General features: G+C 34.7%; 19 protein-coding genes and 1 tRNA gene. 8 read left to right on the forward strand and 12 right to left on the reverse strand.

Features of this window, described 5'->3' with window-relative positions; all coding sequences use genetic code 11:
* Positions 1 to 36: 36 nt before the first annotated feature.
* Positions 37 to 2,184 (forward strand): Tex family protein, encoded by a 2,148-nt coding sequence (locus ABJ955_RS05935; protein ID WP_347373677.1) that lies wholly within the window; start codon positions 37 to 39, stop codon positions 2,182 to 2,184.
* On the opposite strand, the gene recQ is transcribed toward ABJ955_RS05935, so the two are convergent.
* The 3 genes from recQ to ABJ955_RS05950 form a co-directional block, all read right to left on the reverse strand.
* Complete coding sequence (gene recQ, locus ABJ955_RS05940; protein WP_347373678.1) at positions 2,181 to 4,265, reverse strand: DNA helicase RecQ; 2,085 nt, start codon at positions 4,263 to 4,265, stop codon at positions 2,181 to 2,183. The two genes, ABJ955_RS05935 and recQ, sit on opposite strands and share 4 nt — an antisense overlap.
* Positions 4,266 to 4,339: 74 nt before the next feature.
* Entirely contained in the window at positions 4,340 to 4,675 is a 336-nt protein-coding gene (gene ssb, locus ABJ955_RS05945; RefSeq protein ID WP_347373679.1) for a single-stranded DNA-binding protein, read from the reverse strand.
* 394 nt (positions 4,676 to 5,069) lie between these two features.
* Positions 5,070 to 5,198, reverse strand: a complete 129-nt coding sequence (locus ABJ955_RS05950; protein ID WP_347373680.1) for a hypothetical protein — start codon at positions 5,196 to 5,198, stop codon at positions 5,070 to 5,072.
* 89 nt (positions 5,199 to 5,287) lie between these two features.
* Here ABJ955_RS05950 and ABJ955_RS05955 point away from each other — a divergent pair, with 89 nt between their 5' ends.
* Complete coding sequence (locus ABJ955_RS05955; protein ID WP_347373681.1) at positions 5,288 to 5,863, forward strand: hypothetical protein; 576 nt, start codon at positions 5,288 to 5,290, stop codon at positions 5,861 to 5,863.
* A 74-nt stretch (positions 5,864 to 5,937) separates the two neighbouring features.
* Here ABJ955_RS05955 and ABJ955_RS05960 read toward each other — a convergent pair whose 3' ends face one another.
* Both ABJ955_RS05960 and ABJ955_RS05965 read right to left on the reverse strand, forming a co-directional pair.
* Entirely contained in the window at positions 5,938 to 6,870 is a 933-nt protein-coding gene (locus ABJ955_RS05960; protein WP_347373682.1) for an IS1595 family transposase, read from the reverse strand.
* Positions 6,871 to 7,168: 298 nt separating this feature from the next.
* Positions 7,169 to 7,423, reverse strand: a complete 255-nt coding sequence (locus tag ABJ955_RS05965; protein WP_347373683.1) for a hypothetical protein — start codon at positions 7,421 to 7,423, stop codon at positions 7,169 to 7,171.
* Between the two features lie 1,132 nt (positions 7,424 to 8,555).
* Between ABJ955_RS05965 and ABJ955_RS05970 the strand changes: the two genes are divergently transcribed.
* Positions 8,556 to 9,137, forward strand: coding sequence for a TMEM175 family protein (locus ABJ955_RS05970; protein WP_347373684.1), 582 nt, complete (start codon positions 8,556 to 8,558; stop codon positions 9,135 to 9,137).
* Here ABJ955_RS05970 and ABJ955_RS05975 read toward each other — a convergent pair whose 3' ends face one another.
* Positions 9,138 to 9,599 (reverse strand): CBS domain-containing protein, encoded by a 462-nt coding sequence (locus ABJ955_RS05975; protein WP_347373685.1) that lies wholly within the window; start codon positions 9,597 to 9,599, stop codon positions 9,138 to 9,140.
* A 122-nt stretch (positions 9,600 to 9,721) separates the two neighbouring features.
* Here ABJ955_RS05975 and ABJ955_RS05980 point away from each other — a divergent pair, with 122 nt between their 5' ends.
* Positions 9,722 to 12,091, forward strand: a complete 2,370-nt coding sequence (locus tag ABJ955_RS05980) for a M20/M25/M40 family metallo-hydrolase (protein WP_347373686.1) — start codon at positions 9,722 to 9,724, stop codon at positions 12,089 to 12,091.
* Positions 12,084 to 12,887 carry an NAD(P)H-binding protein gene (locus ABJ955_RS05985; RefSeq protein ID WP_347373687.1) on the forward strand — a complete coding sequence of 268 codons (804 nt, stop codon included), beginning with the start codon at positions 12,084 to 12,086 and terminating at the stop codon, positions 12,885 to 12,887. The genes ABJ955_RS05980 and ABJ955_RS05985 overlap by 8 nt, the downstream gene beginning before the upstream one ends.
* Before the next feature lie 47 nt (positions 12,888 to 12,934).
* Here ABJ955_RS05985 and ABJ955_RS05990 read toward each other — a convergent pair whose 3' ends face one another.
* Positions 12,935 to 15,001 carry a M13 family metallopeptidase gene (locus ABJ955_RS05990; protein ID WP_347373688.1) on the reverse strand — a complete coding sequence of 689 codons (2,067 nt, stop codon included), beginning with the start codon at positions 14,999 to 15,001 and terminating at the stop codon, positions 12,935 to 12,937.
* 72 nt (positions 15,002 to 15,073) lie between these two features.
* Entirely contained in the window at positions 15,074 to 15,760 is a 687-nt protein-coding gene (locus tag ABJ955_RS05995; RefSeq protein WP_347373689.1) for a hypothetical protein, read from the reverse strand.
* Positions 15,761 to 15,776: 16 nt separating this feature from the next.
* On the opposite strand from ABJ955_RS05995, the gene ABJ955_RS06000 reads away from it, so the two are divergent.
* Positions 15,777 to 16,724 (forward strand): NAD-dependent epimerase/dehydratase family protein, encoded by a 948-nt coding sequence (locus tag ABJ955_RS06000; protein ID WP_347373690.1) that lies wholly within the window; start codon positions 15,777 to 15,779, stop codon positions 16,722 to 16,724.
* Between the two features lie 23 nt (positions 16,725 to 16,747).
* On the opposite strand, the gene ABJ955_RS06005 is transcribed toward ABJ955_RS06000, so the two are convergent.
* From ABJ955_RS06005 to rseP, 4 genes are all read right to left on the reverse strand, one after another.
* Positions 16,748 to 17,638, reverse strand: coding sequence for an SdiA-regulated domain-containing protein (locus tag ABJ955_RS06005; RefSeq protein WP_347373691.1), 891 nt, complete (start codon positions 17,636 to 17,638; stop codon positions 16,748 to 16,750).
* Positions 17,639 to 17,839: 201 nt separating this feature from the next.
* Positions 17,840 to 18,136, reverse strand: coding sequence for a GIY-YIG nuclease family protein (locus ABJ955_RS06010; RefSeq protein WP_347374370.1), 297 nt, complete (start codon positions 18,134 to 18,136; stop codon positions 17,840 to 17,842).
* A 48-nt stretch (positions 18,137 to 18,184) separates the two neighbouring features.
* A tRNA-Asn gene (locus ABJ955_RS06015) sits at positions 18,185 to 18,258 on the reverse strand.
* A gap of 301 nt (positions 18,259 to 18,559) precedes the next feature.
* Complete coding sequence (gene rseP, locus ABJ955_RS06020; RefSeq protein ID WP_347373692.1) at positions 18,560 to 19,894, reverse strand: RIP metalloprotease RseP; 1,335 nt, start codon at positions 19,892 to 19,894, stop codon at positions 18,560 to 18,562.
* Between the two features lie 256 nt (positions 19,895 to 20,150).
* Here rseP and ABJ955_RS06025 point away from each other — a divergent pair, with 256 nt between their 5' ends.
* Both ABJ955_RS06025 and ABJ955_RS06030 read left to right on the forward strand, forming a co-directional pair.
* Positions 20,151 to 20,816: an SCO family protein gene (locus ABJ955_RS06025; protein WP_347373693.1), complete on the forward strand. Its 666-nt coding sequence runs from the start codon at positions 20,151 to 20,153 to the stop codon at positions 20,814 to 20,816.
* Between the two features lie 106 nt (positions 20,817 to 20,922).
* Positions 20,923 to 21,150, forward strand: coding sequence for a FeoA family protein (locus ABJ955_RS06030; RefSeq protein ID WP_347373694.1), 228 nt, complete (start codon positions 20,923 to 20,925; stop codon positions 21,148 to 21,150).
* The last annotated feature ends 6 nt before the right edge of the window (positions 21,151 to 21,156 follow it).

Genomic DNA, 21,156 nt, shown 5'->3' on the forward strand with positions numbered 1-21,156 from the left:
GTTTATGCCCGCTCGAAGGATTTAATTTTTCTGGCAATGATAAAGCTTCTAAATTTTATTACCTCCCAAACCCAACTACCACAAAAGAGTGTAGAAAACACAGTAACACTTTTAAATGAAGATTGCACAATCCCATTTATTTCTCGCTATCGTAAAGAATTAACAGGCAATCTGGATGAGGTTCAAGTTGGCGATATTGTAAAATATAAAGAGCAATTTGAAGCTTTGGAAAAACGCAAAGCGACCATCATAAAAGCGTTGGAAGAGCAAGAAGTTTTAACAACTGAGCTTCAAAAGAAAATTGAAGAAACTACAGATCTTATCGCTTTAGAAGATTTGTATTTACCCTACAAAAAGAAACGAAAAACCAAAGCAGATACCGCAAGAGAAAACGGTTTGGAGCCCTTGGCGAAAATTATAATGAGCCAATCGCGTGGGATGAACGCTACTGAAATTTCATCCATAGCGAAAAAATATATAAAAGGGGAAGTGCATTCAGAAGAAGAAGCCTTGGAAAGCGCGCGCCACATTATTGCGGAATGGATTAATGAACGTACCGATATTCGGAATATGTTGCGAAACCAATTGGAACGCTTTGCAACAATTTCAACCAAAGTAGTTAAGAAATTTGAGGCTGATGAAAAAGCACAGAAATTCCGTGATTATTTTGACTGGAACGAATCGTTAAATAGGATTCCTTCCCATAGATTACTGGCAATTCTTCGTGCTACTTCCGAAGGGTTTATTCGTAATAAAATAGAAATTGACGATGAAAAAGCCCTGTGGAAAATTGAAGACCGCATCGTAAAATCGAACGATGCTGCTTCAAAGCAAATAAAACTTGCTATTGAAGATAGTTACAAACGGTTGTTGCTTCCGACGCTTTCTAATGAAGCACTTTCTGCAGCAAAGGAAAAAGCAGATGAAACTGCGATTGCTGTTTTTGTAAAAAATTTAAAACAATTGTTGCTCGGTTCTCCCTTGGGTGAAAAGCGCGTTTTAGCAATAGATCCAGGATTTAGAACAGGTTGCAAAGTAGTTTGCCTTGATGCTCAAGGCGGTTTGCAACACAATGAAACCATCTATCCGCATGCTCCAAAAAATGACACAAAAGGAGCAATGAAAAAAATAAGTTCGCTGGCAGATGCTCATAAAATTGAAGCCATTGCAATTGGAAACGGAACCGCTTCTCGTGAAACGGAGCAATTTATAAAGCGAATTCAGTTTAAAAACGAGGTTCAGGTTTTTGTGGTTAGCGAGGCTGGAGCGTCTATTTATTCGGCTTCAAAAATTGCACGAGATGAATTCCCAAATTATGATGTAACCGTGCGTGGCGCAGTTTCTATCGGTCGCCGTTTGCAAGATCCATTGGCAGAATTGGTGAAAATTGATGCTAAATCTATTGGTGTTGGGCAATATCAACACGATGTGGACCAAAGCAAGCTTAAAAATTCGTTAGATACTTCGGTGGAATTGTGTGTGAATTCCGTTGGTGTAAATATAAATACCGCCAGTGTTCCACTCTTGAGTTATGTTTCTGGAATTGGTCCGAAATTAGCAGAAAATGTAGTGAATTATCGCAATGGAAATGGTGCTTTTTCTTCAAGAGAAGAAATAAAAAAAGTGCCGCGTTTGGGCGGAAAAGCCTTTGAGCAGGCAGCAGGATTTTTAAGAATTAAAAATGGTAAAAACCCCTTAGACGATTCTTCTGTGCATCCAGAAAGTTATACGGTTGTTTCAAAAATGGCAAAAGATGCAGGTGTAAAAGTTATAGAATTGATTGGCAATAAAGCACTTCTTCAGAAAATAAATCTGGAAAAATACATTTCTGAAAAAATTGGGCTTCCAACTTTAAAAGATATTTTAAGCGAACTCGAAAAACCTGGTTTAGACATTCGCGAAGCTGCAAAAGTGTTTACTTTCAACCAGAACATAAAAACGATTACCGATTTACAAGCAGGGCAATTATTGCCAGGAATTGTAAATAATATTACCAATTTCGGCTGTTTTGTAGATATTGGGATAAAAGAAAGTGGGTTGATACACGTTTCAAACCTTGCGGATGCCTTTGTTTCAGATGTGAGTGAATATGTGCATTTGCATCAACAAATCATCGTAAAAGTGCTGGATGTAGACGTGGAGCGGAAACGGATTCAGTTGAAACTTCATACCAAGCATGATTAACTACCGAGATATAACCCAAGCCTTATCTTCCAATATGGTAGTTTCTCTTCGAAATATTCAAAATAGGGTTTTAGCGCATCGGGGTTTTCTAGTGTTTCTTTTGCCACTTTTATTTGCTGAATTTCTTCTGTAGAAATAAATTGTTTTATATCAAAATCAGTTCCTAATTCATACATTTTTAAAAAGTGCCCGTAAACGGAATCCACAGTAAGCCCACGTACTTTTGCAATTTTTTGAGGCGAAAGATTTTCTTCAGTAAACATTTTATAGCTACGCTCGTGGGAAGGTAATTTGGTTTCCAAACCATCTAAATGCCGGTTGATGACTTTTATAAAATCGGCCCCATATTTTTCAAGCTTAGCTTTTCCAACTCCAGAGATCTCCGCAAATTCTTCTAGGTTTTGTGGTTTTTTATGTTCCATATCTTCCAAAGCCGCATCGCTAAAAACTATGTATGCAGGCATATTTGCGGCTTGGGCTAATTTTGAACGAAGGGTTTTTAGTTTTTCAAATAAATCGGCTCGTTTGTGTGAAATTTTTTCAACTTTTAGTTTTTCAGTTTCCTGAACAATGTTGGCTAATCTTACTTTTTTACCTTCAAAAAGTACTTTTTTTGCCAAATTTGTGAGCAATAAGCGCCCGTTTTCGTGAAAATGGATTTGTAAAATTCCTTGATTTAAAAGTTGAATGGCATATTGTTGTAGATCGCGCCAAGCAATATCTTTTGCGGCTCCAAAAGTTTTAATATTTTGATAGCCTTTATCAAAAACCTGTGTGTTTTGCGCACCACGAAGTACGTCTAATACCATTCCTAAGGCTTCTTGTTCTTTTAATCGTGCTACTACAGAACATACTTTTTGGGCAATGAGTGTGCCATCAAAATAGGTAGGGGGCGATTTGCAGATATCACAGTTGCCACAATCTTCAAGAAGGTGCTCGCCAAAATAGCCGAGTAATACTTTTCTTCTACAGCTTAATGCTTCCGAAAATTGCTGCATACGTTCCAATTTTGCTAATTGAAATTCTTTTGTTTCAGAATCTTCAGCAAATTTTCGAAGCATTATTACATCGGCAAAACTGTAAAAAAGTAGGGTGTTTGCAGCTAAACGATCCCTTCCGCTACGGCCTATTTCCTGATAATATCCTTCAATATTTTTGGGCATATTGTAGTGGATAACCCAGCGTACATTACTTTTATCTATCCCCATACCAAAGGCAATGGTTGCAACGATAATTGGGGTGGTATCATTCACAAAATCATCTTGAATAGCACTTCTCTTTTCAGCGCTAAGTCCTGCGTGATAGGCTTCGGCTTTATACCCTTTTGAGGAAAGTGTAGCCGCGAGTTTTTCAGTACTTTTTCGACTTAAACAATAAATGATACCACTTTCTTTGGAATGTTTTTTAAGAAAATCAAGAATCTGTTTGTTTCGATTTTGCCCTGGACGCACATCCAAATACAAATTGGGTCTGTCAAAAGAGGCAATAAAGGTTTTTGCGTTTGGAATTGCAAGTTGCGTAGCAATATCTTCACGTGTAGCACGATCTGCAGTGGCAGTTAGTGCGATTAATGGAATATCAGGAAATTGCTCTCTTACACTTTTAAGTTGGGTATATGCTGGTCGGAAATCGTGGCCCCAACTAGAAATGCAGTGAGCTTCATCTATTGCAAAAAGACTGATTTTAATTGTGTTTAAAATAAAATGTAATTGCGGAAGGCTTTCTGGTGCCACGTAAAGCAATTTTAAATTCCCATTTTGTAAATCTTGTAAAACCTGTTGTTGTATTTCTTGTGGCTGGGAGCTATTATAAAAATTTGCTGAAATTCCATTTGCTTGTAGGGCATCCACTTGATCTTTCATTAAAGCAATAAGCGGCGATAGTACGATAGCAGTGCCTTCCATAGCCAATGCTGGTAATTGGAAACACAATGATTTTCCTCCACCAGTTGGCATAATAGCGATTGTATCATTTTTATTTAAGAGGTTCTGGATTATTTCTTCTTGATTTGGAAGAAATTTTTCATAACCGAAATGCGTTTTGAGTAGGGTTAATAGGTGTTGCTGGGGGTTTGTTTCCATTTCGGTAAAAATAACGATTCAAACTTTAAAAAATAGGTCCCCACAGAAGTAAGGACCTATTTTACTAGTTTTTTTTATTTGCTCCCCAGCATGACTAGTTCATTGCAAACAACCTCCGTAATATATTTTTTATTTCCTTCTTTATCGTCATAGGATCTTGAGGTAAGTTTTCCTTCAATAGCAATCTCCTTGCCTTTCGTAACATAGTTTTCAACTATTTCTGCTGTTTTCCCCCAGGCTATAATATTATGCCATTGTGTGTCTGTAACCTTTTCTCCTTTTTGGTTTTTATAGGTTTCGTTCGTAGCAAGATTAAATTTTGCTAGTTTTTTTCCCCCGTCAAGGGTGATGATTTCTGGGTCGTTTCCCAAGTTTCCAATCAACTGTACTTTGTTTCTAAGCGTGCTCATGTTTTCTAATTTTTTTATGTTAAACAATTGATACTATCGCATTTCATTTAATCCGACAGGGCAAACTTATGGCCACTCTAAAGCTTTAGGCGGTAGTTACTTGTTTACTTTCGTTTATAGTCGTTTGTAAACGTTTGCAAATGATTATTAAAATACAAATGGCATCTATATACAAAGTGGGACAACACTAAATATATGGGCTACGATAATCCAGCAAGATTTTTTTTGGAAAGTAAAGTTTTTTCAGCTTCAAAGGAGTTAGTATCCTTTATCCCTTATCGGGAAACGTTGGTTAAAGCCTATTAACCTTTTGGCGGATTGCCTATTTATTAAAGAACTGCTTTACATCTTGTAGAAATGCGAACTACAATTAAGGGCTTTCCCAAATGCAATACTATTTAGGTTTCTTATCCTTTGGTTTGGGAACGGAAACTTTTAAAACATCGTCAAGAGAAGTATTAATGTGAAGCTTGTCTTCGTACTTCTCGGAGCGTTCCTTTTCAGGTTTTTTGTCTTTATTCATTGCTGTAAAGATAATTCATTTTTACCAAATTAGTTTTTTGTTAAAAATTTATTAAATTCGCATTTCTCCATGTAATTTAATGTTTAAATATGAAAGACTTATTGTTTGCTTACATAGGTAGTATTATTGCAGGGGTGGCTTCATCGGCACTGTTTTTGTTTGCATTAAGCAGATTAAAGCCAAAAATAAAGATATGTGAAAAAATTTCTATTGAAGAAAGGGAGAATGAGGATGACGAAATGGAAACTCATTTTGGTTTTAAAGTAGTTAACAAATCTTGGTTTTTTAAGGTTTATGATATAAAAGTAAGGTTATATTCTATAGAGTTAGTGCCTTCTGAAAATAATGAAGATTTTCATTGTGAAGAAATAACGCTAAGAAAGAACGAAACATGGATATTAAACAGATTCAATATCAGACATTGCTTCCAAGATTTAATATTTAATGAAAGACGATTGAAGAAAAGAACTGACTATGCCGTACAGTTTTTTTCAAAAGAAAAGCTAAATGATTTGGTTGGATCAAATAAAAGACTTAGGTTTGAAGTACTCGCAAAGCATTCATTAAGCGGTTTTTCAGTGGTAAAAATATACACTTTTAGACATAAAAACGATTTAATTAATGGTTCTTTTTTAAGTGGAAACACAAGTAAAATTAAAGAATAAAAACGAAATCTTATGAAAACAAACGATATTATAGCAATTTAGCTACAGAAAAAAACCTCTTATAAAGAGGTTTTTTATTTTGTTAACTCTTTATAAGATAAATAACTCTCACTTTGTAAAAGGAAGCTTTCAAAACGCTCCTGTGAACTAAGGTTTCGAGTATTAAAACGACCTGCATACTCGTCCAAATAACGTTCCAAATGCTTGTCGCTTACTTGGTGGTAAATTCCATTCAAACCACGCTTTAAAACACTCCAAAAGTTTTCAATAGTATTCGTGTGAACGTTACCCACTACATACTGACGAGCAGAATGTACTACCGTTTCGTGTGTGTAGGATAAATTCAGATTACGATAAATATGGCTTTCGTCCGTGTGGATTTCCGCACCGTGTTTTACGTGAACATCAATAATAGGTTGAATCTCATAATTAACCGCTCTTTGTACGTGTCTTAATACAACTTTACCATCACGCTCGATAAGCCCTACTACCATATTTTTAGGCTTGTAAGGTGTGCCATCATTGTTCAAGTGCGGGTAAATATCAGAACGTCTTTTACCTGTGTGCTTGTTTCCTTGTTTACCACCAATATAAGATTCGTCAATTTCTACCATATTTTTTTCTCCCAACATTTGCGGTGCTTTATCTTTCAGCATTTCACGGATGCGGTGCAATACAAACCAAGCGGTTTTTTGAGTTATACCTAAGTCCAAAGCAAGTTGAACACTACTAATACCTTTCTTGTGTGATGTAGCCAAATAAATTGCGCCGAACCAAATACGGAAAGATATTTTAGAGTTTTCAAAGATCGTACCCACTTTAACTGTGAATTTTTTATAACAATCTTTATCCGAACACTTATAACCTCTTGTGGTTTTATATGGATTCAAGCTACCACAATGAGGACACGCAGGGTTATTTCCCCAACGAAGTTGCTCGTAATATGCAATACAAGTTTTTTCGTCCTTAAAGTAGTCTAAAAGCTGTTGTAGAGATTTGAAATTCATAGTCTTATTGTTTTATTGTATAAATATAATCGAATATATTGACATAAAGCAAATAATAATACAGTTATTTTCGATTATAATTGTATTTAATTATATATTTGCCCTATGACTACATACAAGGAACAACAAAAAGACCGCACAAACTTTGTGCTACTAGAGGACGGTAATGTTTTGGGAACTTTTGGAAATCTGAAAAAGGTTTGTGATTATCTGCAAAATAAAGACTTTTATTCTTACAATACTATAATTCGGAAAAAAGAATATCCCGTGATATATAAAGATTATTCTGTTTGGAAGGTTAAGCATTTTTAGACTTTCTTTTTTGTGGTTTATATGATGGATTAGTATACAAGTATATTTCATAAACCTTTCCTTTAGGACTTACAAAACAATAAAACCCATAGTCGTCTAATTTTACGGTTAAGGTTTGTCTCGTGATAAAATTTGGCTCTAAACCCTTCATTCCATCAACGAACCTAGCGACTGTTTTTTCAGCAAAAACAACCTCATGATTTTGAATTGCGACAATTAAATGTTGGGTTCTTGCGTCCATATATGCGCACAAATGTATGAATAGTTAACAGATGTGCGCACATTGTTGATAAGTTAATATGGCATTTGCCTTGTTTTTACTAAATTCACAACGTATATTTACCCAATAAAAAAACGCCTTTACCGTTAAGTATAGACGTTTTAAGTTCTAAGAAGTAAAATTTTGGAGTGCTAAAGGAAAACCTTATGAGGGAAATCTTTACATAACTTTCAGGCAATTATATGTTTGATTGTTCTTTCTTTTACTAATTTAATGTTCTAGGCTCACTAAGCTGAGCGACACTTATAGGATACTGAGGTCGTACCCTCAATACCGATTACCTACGCACAATGCGTCGAGTAATGCGAATTGTCCGAGTGATCCTTACCGTCCTTGACGGAATAGTGATCGTTGTTCTGACTACTTTCATTAGGTCTGATCGATTTAATTAAACAATGTCGGAAATGGACTTTCCAAATCCCAAGGAACACTACTAAGGATAGTGCTCCAGAAAAAATAGTTTTAGTTTGGAGTAGACCTGTAATGAGGTCCTACTTTTTTACCATTCCTTGTATGTGGGGCTACATACACTTTTTTCTTGCCCCCGCCTGTTTTGGCCATAATCTTGGAATTTAAAAAATTAATACTATTTTCTTAACACAAAGCCGTAAGAAATTCGGCTTATTAAAAAGCGACACTCGGCAAAGTGTCGCTTTTATTTTTAGCAATATTTTCTAGTCTCATTTATCAATATGGTTTCAACCATATTGTTCCAAGTTCTGTTCTGTTCTTCTGCCATTTTTTCTACTTTTTGTATCAAATCAGGCTTTAGCCTAACTGACTTCTGTTTAGTTTCGTGAGTGTTTTCCATAATGACTGAGTTATCTGATTAATAAAAGGTTATTCAAATTTAAAATAAAAACAACCTGTTACCATTTAAATAACAAAAGTGTTTTCAACATACTTTTCAACAATTAATTGATTTAGTAGTAATTAGCTTATCTTAGTATTAGCTGAAATTTGTCCCTTGTTGTATATAGATGCCATACAAATCATTAATTATCAATATATTGTGTTTTTTAATTTTTGTCTAATTTTGCGTAATTTAATCTGTCAGAAATAAACGTTTTGTCATTCACTTAAAAATAAATAGATGAACAGTAGTAGATTGGAAGCTTTTAGTGATGGCGTACTTGCCATTATAATTACAATAATGGTTTTAGAAATGAAAGTTCCTCACGGAACCGATATGGAAGCATTAATGCCTTTAGTACCTGTGTTTTTAAGTTATATATTAAGTTTTATATATATAGGTATTTACTGGAATAACCACCACCACATGATGCATACCGTTCAAAAAGTGAATGGAGGCATTTTATGGGCAAATCTTCATTTGTTATTTTGGCTTTCCATGATTCCTTTTGCAACGGGATGGATGGGTGAAAATAATTTTGCAGAACTACCAATGGCACTTTATGGCGGTGTTCTCTTAATGGCAGCCATTGCCTATTTTATTTTACAAAATAGAATTTTAGCTGAACAAGGGAAAGACTCTCTATTGTCCAAAGCCGTAGGAAAAGATTATAAAGGCAAGGCGTCTCCCATCTTGTATATTTTAGGAATTATTTTAGCCTTTTTTATACCCTGGGTAGCTGCTGTTTTATATGTCTTGGTTGCCTTTATGTGGTTGATTCCTGATAAAAGAATTGAAATTATTTTTAACGAAAAAGAATAATTACCAAGTTTGCCCTTTTAATTCCATTGCAGCGCGCAATACATCACTCTGGCTTATTTGCCCTACGAGCTTTCCATTTTCCAATATGGGAAAACGTCTGTGTTTTGATTCCAAAAACTTAGTGGTTGCATCAAGCACATTCATGTTGCCATCAATAGTATCCACATTCTTTATCATGTGTTCTTCTACTTTTATGTCTTCCATTGGGTGATTGTGATACCGAGAATCGCTTAGCTGTTTCATACAATCTCCTTCAGAAATAATCCCCACTAATTCATTATTTTCATTAACTACTGGCCCACCAGAAATCCGTTTTTTTAAAAGCACCTCCATTACTTCCAAAATGGATTGTTCCGGTCGGAATGTAACTAGATTTCGCGTCATATAATCTGACACTTTAATTTTTTCAGAAACCCCTTTTTTAGGCTTTACCCTTCTGCCAATAAAACTTTTAATTCCCATAGTTTTAGTTTTTTGCGAACTTCTAAGATAATCAATTTTATGATATGGTTGAAATACCTCGTTCAAGAACAAATTATACTTACGATTAATATTGTATTTTTAACATTCTAAACTTCTCATCCATGAAAAAAATTGGCACCATTTTATCCCTGCTCATTATCGTTGCTTTGGTTTTTTATAGTTTTTATGGATTAATGCCGCATTATGAAGAAGGAGAAGCAGTTGCCAACACTGAATTTTCAGTTGCTAAAGCACTACAGCCGCTACAGGAAATTTCGAAAAAACCGCATTATTTAGGCTCTAAAGGACATACAGAGGTTCGTGATTATTTAATTTCAGAATTAAATAAATTAGGTCTTGAATCGCAAACACAAGAGGGGTTTAGTCTTAATAAAGAATCCAAAACGCTTAATAAACCCGTAAATATTATAGCGCGTATTAAAGGTTCAGAAAGGGGAAAAGCATTGTTGTTACTTTCACATTATGACAGCGCACTTGTGCCATCATTTGGAGCCAGTGACGCAGGGAGTGGTTTGGTTACTATTTTGGAAAGTGTACGTGCATATTTGGCATCAGGAGAAAAACCTAAAAACGATATCATCATTTTATTTTCTGATGCTGAAGAAATTGGACTAGACGGAGCAAAGCTTTTTGTAAAGAAGCATCCGTGGGCAAAAGACGTGGGTTTGGTGCTCAATTTTGAGGCGCGTGGAAGCAGTGGTCCAAGCAATATGATCTTAGAAACCAACGGTGGAAATACCAAGCTAGTAAAAGAATTTATTAAAGCAAACCCAGAATTTCCAGTTGCTTCCTCACTGATGTATAGTGTTTATAAAATGCTTCCAAACGATACCGATTCTACTATTTTTAGAACTGATGGCGATATCGATAGCTTCTTCTTTGCTTTTATTGATAGTCATTTTAATTACCATACCGCGAATGATACTTTTGAAAATTTAAATAGAAATAGCCTTGCGCACCAAGGAAGTTATCTACTTCCACTTATCCATTATTTTGCAGATGCCGATCTTTCAAAATTAAAAGCAGAAACGGACGATGTTTATGTAAACCTACCAGTAGTAAAAATGTTAAGTTATCCCTTTTCATGGATTCTACCAATGCTTATTCTTGCAACTATCCTTTTATTAATTTTACTTTTTTACGGTTATAACAAGCAGAAACTTAAACGAAAGGCACTGATTATGGGCTTCGTTCCGTTTCTACTTTCCCTTCTTATTTGTGGAATAATTGGGTTGTTCGGGTGGAAATTGATTTTAGTTTTATACCCACAATATGCTGAAATTCAACAAGGATTTACCTATAATGGGCATTGGTATATTGTGTTTTTTGTCTTCATTTCGTTGGCAATTACCTTTGCGATTTATAAAAGATTTACCAAAAAAGATTGCGAAGCTTCATTTTATGTTGCGCCATTACTCTTTTGGATTTTAATAAACGTAGGTGTTTATATCGTTTTAAAAGGCGCGGCATTTTTTATTATTCCAGTGTTTTTCGGGCTTTTATCTTTTTGGATTATGCTGCGGCAAGAACGACCAAATTTGCTAGCAATGTCATTTTTGGCAGCTCCGGCAATATTTATATTTGCACCCCTTATTCAATTTTTCCCTGTTGGTTTGGGCTTGAAAATGCTCGTAATAAGTTGTGTGTTTACCGTGTTACTTTTTGGGTTGTTTTGGCCTATTTTCGCTTTTTATAAAATGAAAAAATTCCTTTCAGTAGGGTTTTTATTAGGAGCTATTTTCTTTTTTATAAAAGCACATTCTAAAAGCGATTTTTCCGAAGAACGTAAAAAGCCAAATAGCTTGGTTTATTATAAAGATGCTGATACAAACAAAACATATTGGTTAACCTACGACAAAGAAATTGATGAATGGACGCAGCTTTATTTAGGTGACACCCCTAAAAATGCCTCCGAAGTTTTAAGCGACGCCTCCTATAATAAATACGGAACTCCTTATAGTTTTGCAGCTGAAGCTCCTGAAAAAAACATTCCTAATTTTGAAGTTGTTTTAGAAAAAGACACTCTTATTGAGAATTTGAGAAACGTTAACTTTAGTATAGTCCCAAAACGAAACGTAAATAAAATAGACTTGTATAGCAGTGAGTTTTATTTGTTTAAAGCATTGGCATTCAATGGTCAAGAAGCTTCGCTTTATAAAAAAGGAAAAATGTATCGAGGCACTAAAAATGATGCAATTATCAATTATTATGTATCTGGAAATGATTCCTTAAAGGTGAGTTTTTCAATTGAAAAAGACATTCCTGTTTCTTTTAAAGTAATGGAATACACATTCAATTTAATGACAGATACTCAATTTAATGTTGAAGAACGTCCTGACTTTACTATGCCGAAGCCCTTTGTAATTACTGATGCCGTTGCAGTAAAACGAACTTTTTCAATAGATAGTTTAAAAATTAAAGCGGTTGATTCACTAAAAAACAATTCTTTTATAAATTTAAATAATGAATAAAACCGTAGCTATTGCTGGTCTTGGATGGCTAGGACAGCCTTTGGCATACCATTTGGCAACTTTAGGATATATTGTAAAAGGCTCCGTTACAAGTGTAGAAAAGGCAACTTTATTGCAAAAAAATGGCTTTGAAGCATATCGTGTTGAATTTTCAGAAATGGGAATTGATGGCGAAATAAATGCGCTACTGGATAATTTAGAGTATTTAATTATAATGATTCCTCCGGGTTTACGGAAAAACACAGGAGCCGATTATGTACTAAAAATGACTCATTTTCTTGAAGCGATAAAAAAAGCTTCAGTAACTAAAATTATTTTGGTAAGCAGCACTTCGGTTTATGATGATGCCCAAGGTAAAGTAACCGAAAAAGATACGCCAGCACCAAACACGATTGCCGGAAAACAGCTGCGACAAGTAGAACAACTTTTTAGTAATTCGGATGCGTTTCAAACCACGATTGTCCGCTTTGGGGGGTTGCTTGGCGGGAGTCGTCAACCTGTAAAATATTTGGCAGGACGTAAGGATTTGGCAGATGGCAATGCCCCAGTTAATTTAATAGATAGGAAAGATTGTATCAATATTCTTGTTGCGGTTTTAAAAAAAGATGCCTTCGGAACTATTTTTAATGCCGTAAACCCAAGCCACCCTAAAAAGGCGGATTATTATATTGAGAAAGCGAAAGCACTTGGTTTAGACCCCCCCACTTTTGCAGTAACTTCCGAAGAAGAATTCAAACAAGTAGATTCAGAAAATTTACCGGCTATTTTGAATTATACTTTTCAGTATTCTATATAAAAAAAGGAGCTTTTTACAGCTCCTTTTTTTATATAAATATTTTAAAATTACCAGATACGAACTCTGTCTTCAGGAGCAACGTACATTGGGTCTCCTTCTTTAATATCGAAAGCCTCAAAGAAAGCATCAACATTTACTAAAGGTTGAGTAGCACGAACTTTACCTGGAGAGTGTGGATCAGTTTTTACTTGGTTCGTAATGTATTCATCGCGAGATTTAGTACGCCAAACTGTTGCCCAGCTCATAAAGAAACGCTGTTCTGGTGTAAACCCATCAATATTATCTGGTCTTCCGTTTTCTTTATAGAACCGCTGTAAACCATCATAAGCACCAAGAACACCACCAAGATCACCAATATTTTCCCCTAAAGTGAATTTTCCATTTATAAAAACACTGTCTAAAACTTCAACACTGCTGTATTGTTCAGCAAGTTTATTACCGCGTTCTGTGAAGTTTGCTAAGTCTGTTTCTGTCCACCAGTTTACTAGGTTTCCATTAGCATCAAAACGAGAGCCACTATCGTCAAAAGCATGCGAAATTTCATGACCGATTACTGCACCCATTCCACCATAATTAACAGCCTCATCCGCCTTATAATCATAAAATGGGGGTTGTAGAATTGCCGCTGGAAAAACGATTTCATTATTAAAAGGATTGAAATATGCATTTACAGTTTGTGGGCTCATTCCCCATTCTGTACGGTCTACCGGCTCATCAATTTTAGCAAGATTATCAATAAAATTGTATGTTTGAACGGCAATCATATTGTCATAAAAAGTATTCCCTGGTTTTACATCCATTGAAGAATAGTCTTTCCATTTGTCTGGGTAACCAACTTTTACGGTGAATTTATTTAGTTTTTCAATAGCTTTTATTTTAGTGCTATCACTCATCCAATCTAATGCGTTGATACGGTCTTTGTATGCTGCAATTACGTTAGCAATCATTGCTTCAGCCTTTGTTTTTGCTTCTGGAGGGAACATTTCATCAACATAAAGTTTACCCAAAGCTTCACCTACGCTTCCGTTTACCGTTGCAAGCGCACGTTCATTAGCTGGTTTTTGCTTTTTAGAACCTTTAAGTGTGTTTTCATAAAAATCCCAGTTTGCTTTATCAATAGCGGTAGTTAACATTCCTGTTGCGTTGTTTAATGTAGACCAACGCATTACGGTTTTCCATGTTTCTAAGTCAGGATTAGCAAACATTTGGTTTAATGTTTCCATGTAAGCAGGTTGCATAACGATAACGGTATCCATTTTTTTGGTTACTCCCATATCTTTAAAAACCTGTTCCCACTTAATCTGTGGTAGCATATTTTGAAGTTCTGCAACCGAACGTGGATTGTTGAAGTTTCTAAAATCACGGCTTGCAACTTTATCTAATCTAGGTGTAGCAAGTTTTGTTTCGAACGCTAAAATAGTAGTAGCTTGTTCGCGTGCAGCTTCTTCAGTATCTCCTAAAAACTGAAGCATTCTAGTGATATGAGCCACATATTGCTGGCGAATTTTTACAGAAGCAGGGTCTGTATTTGTGTAAAAATCACGATCAGGAAGCCCTAAACCACCTGGCGTAATATATGCCGAGTTCATCGAACTGTTGCTTGGGTTTGAAAATGCAGCAAGCCCTAAAAAAGGTTGCGAAACTGCAACTGCTTCTTGAGCCATTAATTTTTGAAAATCTGCAATACTATTAATAGCAGCAATTTTATCAAGAATTGGTTTTATGGGTTCAATGCCGGCTTTATCACGAGCAATGGTATCCAATTTAGATTCAAAAATCATCAATGCTTTTGCCTGGTCTGTTTCTGGAGCATATTTTCCTCCTTCTTTTGCTTTAGCTAAAATGTTTAATACGTCTGCATCTGTTTTTTTTCTTAAAATAGTAAACCCACCCCAATTAGTTTGGTCGTCTGGAATTTCATTGTTTTTCATCCAATTTCCATTCACATAATTGTAGAAATCAACTTTTGGGCTTACGGTTGTATCCATATTCTCCAAAATAATTCCATGAGGTTCATTATCTGTTTGGGCCACGTCCGTTTTCTCTTTACAAGCGGTAACAGCAGCTGCTACGAATGCAAAAGCCAAAACAGGTTTTAAAAATCTAGTTTTCATTTTATAATTTGTTTTTAAGGTGATTAAAATTTGGTATAGTATAAGGTATAAGTTGCTTGTTGTATGTGTTTGTTACACTTTTTTATTTTGTTGATCCTGTAACTCTAAATTTAATATAGAGTCTTTAAAGCGCTTTTGCTTTTTTAATTCATTTTCTTCATCTTCTTTTCTTTGGAAATCAATAAAATCTTTTTGAAATTTTTCATTCAAATGAATTATCAAATTTGTGAATGCACTATTTAATTCTTCAACTGAATTTTGAATACGTGTTGAATCTATATATGATTGATGCGATGCTTGAAACAATAATTCGGTGCGAGTTTTTAACACTAACAATCTACTATAAATGGGTTTGGTGTTTAAGGTATCAGGAATATTTTTAAAGAGAGAGTCAGTGTATCCCTTTAAAAGTTCAGATTCATTTCGGATACTTTGATAATTACTCCCATTTATTTTTTTGGCAGTTGATAAAAAATCTTCTAATACGCCCCAATGTAATGCTTGCTCTTTTGCAGGTGCAGAAAGTTGTGGAAAAGTAAACGCTGGAGTGCCAAAAACAATCGAAGTATCGTTAGTAGGAGTTTGACTTTGATGCGCTTCGGAATTTCCACAAGAAATAACGAAGCAGATACAGATAAAAACAGGAATTAAAAACTTCATAAAAAACTTAAGTAGGACAAATATACTGGTAATTAACCAAATGGCGAATAAATATTTTACGTGTTCAAAAATGCGAATATCCGTATCTTTACCGTTCATTTTTTAAAATCAAAACATGAAAAAGCGAATACTGATTATTGGAGCTTGTGGACAAATAGGAACAGAGTTAACAATGTATCTTCGAGATAAATTTGGAAACCATAAAGTAATAGCAAGCGATATTCGAGAAGGCGATGATGAACTTATGGAAAGTGGTCCTTTTGAAATTTTAGATGCAATGGACTACAATGCAATTGAAGAAATAGTAATTCGCCATGAAATTTCAGATGTTTATTTAATGGCGGCGATGCTTTCTGCTACTGCTGAAAAATTTCCAATGAAAGGTTGGAACCTTAATATGGACTCTCTTTTTCATGTTTTGAACTTAGCAAAGGAAAAAAAGATTAAAAAAATATTTTGGCCCTCTAGCATTGCGGTATTTGGACCTTCTACACCCAAGCAAAACACTCCACAACATACTATTATGGAGCCAAGCACGGTTTATGGTATTAGCAAACAAACCGGTGAACGCTGGTGTGAATATTATTTTAACCGCTACGGGGTAGATGTTCGTAGCATTCGTTATCCAGGTTTAATTAGCTATAAAACCTTACCTGGAGGAGGAACAACAGATTATGCTATCGACATTTATCATAAAGCGATAAAACATAAAAAGTATACTTGCTTTTTAAATGCTGAAACCACTTTACCGATGATGTTTATGGACGATGCCATTAAGGCAACAGTAAATATTATGGAAGCTGATAGTGAAAAAATTAAAATACGAAGTGCGTATAATTTGGCCGCAATGAGCTTTAATCCTGAAGAAATGACGGCGAGTATTCAAAAACATATTCCAAAATTCAAGATTAATTATGAGCCAGATTTTAGACAAAAAATTGCGGATAGCTGGCCACAAAGTATTGATGACACTCATGCAAGAAAGGATTGGGGTTGGGAAAGCAAAATTGCTTTAGATGAAATGACTGAAATTATGCTTCGTAATTTAATAGAAAAATACTAGCTAGCTTTTTATAAAAACGATTCTTATTCAAATTCGACCTCAAGAATATTGGCAGTTCCTTTTTTTCCCTCGTTGGAAATATAAATAGTCCCGTCTGGTGCAAATGTGATTCCTTCGGGTTGGGAAAAAGACTTTTTATGCAATTTGTGTAGTTTTATTGGCTTGCCAATGCTATCTAAAATAAGTAATTGTGGGTTTTTTGCTTCCAAAACGTAATAAGTTCCATTTTTAGGATTTATACCAAGCTCTGAAGGATAAAAATTACTGGATGTATCTGCATCGTCATCTGGATCTTTTGATTGAAACACCCCTTCATTCAAGGAAATTTTAATAATCGGTAAGGCTTTTGTGGTTTTAGTTTCAATATTAAAAGCATAAATCCCTTTAAATGAATTACTATTTGGGTCTTTGTCTTTTACAGTAAATAAAAGTCTTTGGTTAAGTGAATCGACCACTAAAGATTCCATATTATTTTTACCTGAAAAAGGCGTTTGGTACGCTGTAGTCTTAAAATTAGGACTTAAATAATTACTTACTTCAAAGATTTTTCCGCTACTTTCCATTAGATATGCAGTACTATCAAGGACTGTAAGGCCTTCGTAATCACCGGATTCCCCGAAATTTATTTTTTTCTCAACGAGTTCAGTATCTAAATTATAGATAAAAATAATGCCTTCTTCATCTTGGACGCAAGCAATTTTGTTATTAGAAATCCAGCTAATTCCAGAGATTTCATTTAATTCAACAGGCATATCCCACTTCCGAATAATGGTGTAAGATTCTGCATCAAGCCTTGGATTAATGGCAGGATTTTCAAAAGCGTACCACAAAATTCCTACAAATGCTAGGACTCCAGTTATTATAAAAAAGGCGATTCTATTCTCGTTCATAAAATTGGTAATAAATGAATCCATAATTTAAGGGAATTAATAGTTCTTCCTACTTAAAAAAAACATAAAATATCGTGTTGTCGTACTATGTATTTAGAAGATTAAACTAGAAGGCGAAAAAATTTTCATAAAAACACGAAAGCCACTCAATTTCTTGAATGGCTTTGTCTAACTGTGCTCCTCCTCTTGGGCTCGAACCAATCCCGATAGCTATCGGGACTCTGCTTAACAGAATTTTTGAAGTAGTTTTATTGAGATTTCAGGATATTTTTTGAGGTTTTGGATGTATGTTTTGCTTTTCATTTTTTTGATGTGACTTTCAATTGCAATTGCTTGTTTTTGGGATTGACACTTAATTTTATAAAATATTTCCCAGTCATCGGCTCTATAGGTAAATTTTCGGGATTCTGGATTTTGATGAAATGTGAATCTTACATCCAAATTGGATGTATATCCTGTATAAAACTTAGAAAGTTTTTTAGAATGTAATATGTAAACCCAATAAGCCATCAAATGCCACATAAAAACACGAAAGCCACTCAATTTCTTGAATGGCTTTGTCTAACTGTGCTCCTCCTCTTGGGCTCGAACCAAGGACCCTCTGATTAACAGTCAGATGCTCTAACCAACTGAGCTAAGGAGGAATTTTGCGTTAGCGGTTGCAAATATACCTATTTTTTGATTCCGTCAAAATAAAAAATTAAACTTTATTTGTTTTGTTTTCATTTTAACTAAAAATAGTGAAACCTTTAAGTGTTTTAAGGGGCTTATTTTGTTGCTTAATGAATTCTAAATTAGAAGGATATCCTTGTAAAAGCAAGTGTGAGTATGGTTTCCTTAAGTTTTATATTCTTTCAAAAGAAATTTACCTTTTAAAACACCTCAAAAAAAATACTCCAGAAATTACCTGGAGTATTTTTAATAATCATTCTTTTAGAAAGTGTTTTATTCAAACAACCAGCGGTAAATATCGTTTCCGTTGGCAAATAATACTAAAGCTATTAATATAAAAAAGCCTACCATTTGGGCGTATTCCATAAATTTATCGTTTGGTTTTCTACCAGTTACCATTTCATATAATAGAAACATAACGTGACCACCATCAAGTGCTGGTATAGGTAGGATATTCATAAATGCTAAAATAATAGAGATTAAAGCAGTAGTAGCCCAAAAGCTTTGCCAGTCCCATGCGTCAGGGAAAAGATTTCCAATGGCTCCAAAGCCCCCAACTTTAGTTGCTCCTTCTTTTGTAAATACGTATTTAAACTGTGAAATATAATCGCTCAAAGTCCAATAGGTATAGCTAAAACCAGATGTTATGCTTTCACCTATTGAATATTTTTTCGTCTTAATAGTAACGTTAGATTCTGGAGAAACGCCAATAATTCCATTTTCATCTGGAACAACAGTAACTTGTTTAAGGATTCCATTATTCTCAATTTCAATAATTAATTGATCGGTGTCACCATCGACCATATAATTTTTAAAATCTTGCCAAGAATTTATCTCACTATTGTTTACCGATAAAAATTTATCACCTTTTACAATGCCAGCTGTAGCGGCAGGTGTATTTGGTGCAACGGTATCGATTACTGCTTTGCTTCGAAATGAAAAAGGGCGCATTATACCTTCTTTAAACAACTGTGTGCCTATTCCATCAGGAATAGTAAGGGTCTCCGTAGTTTTGTCTTGATGTTGAACTGTAACTGTTTTTACACCTCGAAGCATCAAACTTGTATTTATTTTTAAGTGATTGTTATAAGAAAGAATGTTGTCTATTTGCTCGCCATCAATCTTAATTATATGGTCGCCTTCTTTAAAGCCGTACTGCTCCATGGTTTTTGATACCGAAAGCCCTTCTGGAATATCCGTATTAGTGATTTCCGGACTGCCCCAAACAAATAAAACCATCATATATATTGCGAACCCTACAATAATATTTACGGTTACACCTCCAAGCATAATAATTAGCCGTTGCCAAGCGGGCTTGCTTCGGAATTCCCACGGTTGTGGTGGTTGTGCCATTTGCTCTTTGTCCATACTTTCGTCTATCATTCCAGAAATTTTCACATAACCACCCAAGGGCAACCAGCCAATTCCGTAAACGGTTTCACCAATTTTCTTTTTGAAAAGTGAAAATTTTACATCAAAGAATAAGTAGAACTTTTCAACTCTAGTTTTAAAAAGTTTTGCGGGAATAAAATGTCCCAATTCGTGAAGAACAATTAGTAAGGATAAACTTAAAAGAAGCTGAATAGCTTTAACAATAAATGGACTCATAGTGTGTCTTAAATATATTTTTTAAATAGTCTCAATTTTTAATCACTCGTTACTAAAATCGAGCCTAAAAAGATTGTTTGCCATAGTGTCTGTTTAGGCAAAAAAATCGCACAAAAGTAACCTTTTAGAACGTGCAAAAAAAATAAGGCGCTATGGATAGCATATATTATTTTTTTTAATAATTGAATTATAGGAATAATGACGACTTTACTCTTTATTTTTGTACGTTGAATATAGTATAATAAAATCCCAAAAAATGATTTCCTTTTTTAGAAAGTATAAATTTTTCGCCATTGTCCTATTCATTCTTTCGGTGCTCATAATTTCTATCATCTATCAAATAATGAAACCAAAAGTTGTGTTGAAAATATACCAACCTGCAGATGTAGCAACAGAACTGGTAGATACCACACTCCAATACGTAAAGAAATATCACACCATTGCAGATTTTAGTTTAACCAATCAAAACGGAAAAACAATTACGCAACGAGATTATAGTGGAAAAATTTATGTTGCAGATTTTTTCTTTACAACTTGCCAAACTATTTGCCCTATTATGACTGATAATATGGTAAAAATTCAAGAAAAATTGAAGAATGATGATGCCGTAATGTTGCTTTCCCATAGCGTAACGCCCAAAATAGATAGTGTTGCACAGCTAAAGAAATATGCGTTGGAAAAAGGCGTAAATGATGCCAAGTGGAATTTGCTAACGGGCGATAAAAAAGAGATTTATGACCTTGCTCGAAAATCATATCTTGTTGCCAAAGACGTTCCTTTTCAGGAATACGATTTGGTGCACACAGAGAATTTTGTACTTGTAGACAAGAAAAAGCGTATACGCGGGTTTTATGACGGTACCGATTCTGAATCTATGGAAAAATTATTGGCAGACATTGCTATTTTAAAAGCAGAAGATTGATTTCGCTTTACTATACTTATTTCCTGGTCAAAAAAGTTTAAAAGGTCTTTCCCCAAGTCCTTTTTTTCCGTTACTTTTGCCTTGTTTAAAATCAATCTAAATAAAAATGCGCTTAACAATAGCTTCATTAAAAAAAGGACAACGTGGCATTATCAAGGATTTTTCTGTAGATATTGTTCCTCTAAAACTTTTAGAGATGGGCTGTCTACCCGGAAATGAAGTTACTTTGGTTCAAATAGCTCCATTCAATGACCCTTTATACCTCAACATTAATGGCAGTCATCTTGCTATTAGAAAGGAAACAGCGAGTAAGATTGAAATTGAACTTATATAATTTTAA

Origin of the sequence: Aequorivita sp. Q41, from assembly GCF_039831855.1 — a bacterium.
In the GTDB taxonomy this organism is placed as follows: domain Bacteria; phylum Bacteroidota; class Bacteroidia; order Flavobacteriales; family Flavobacteriaceae; genus Aequorivita.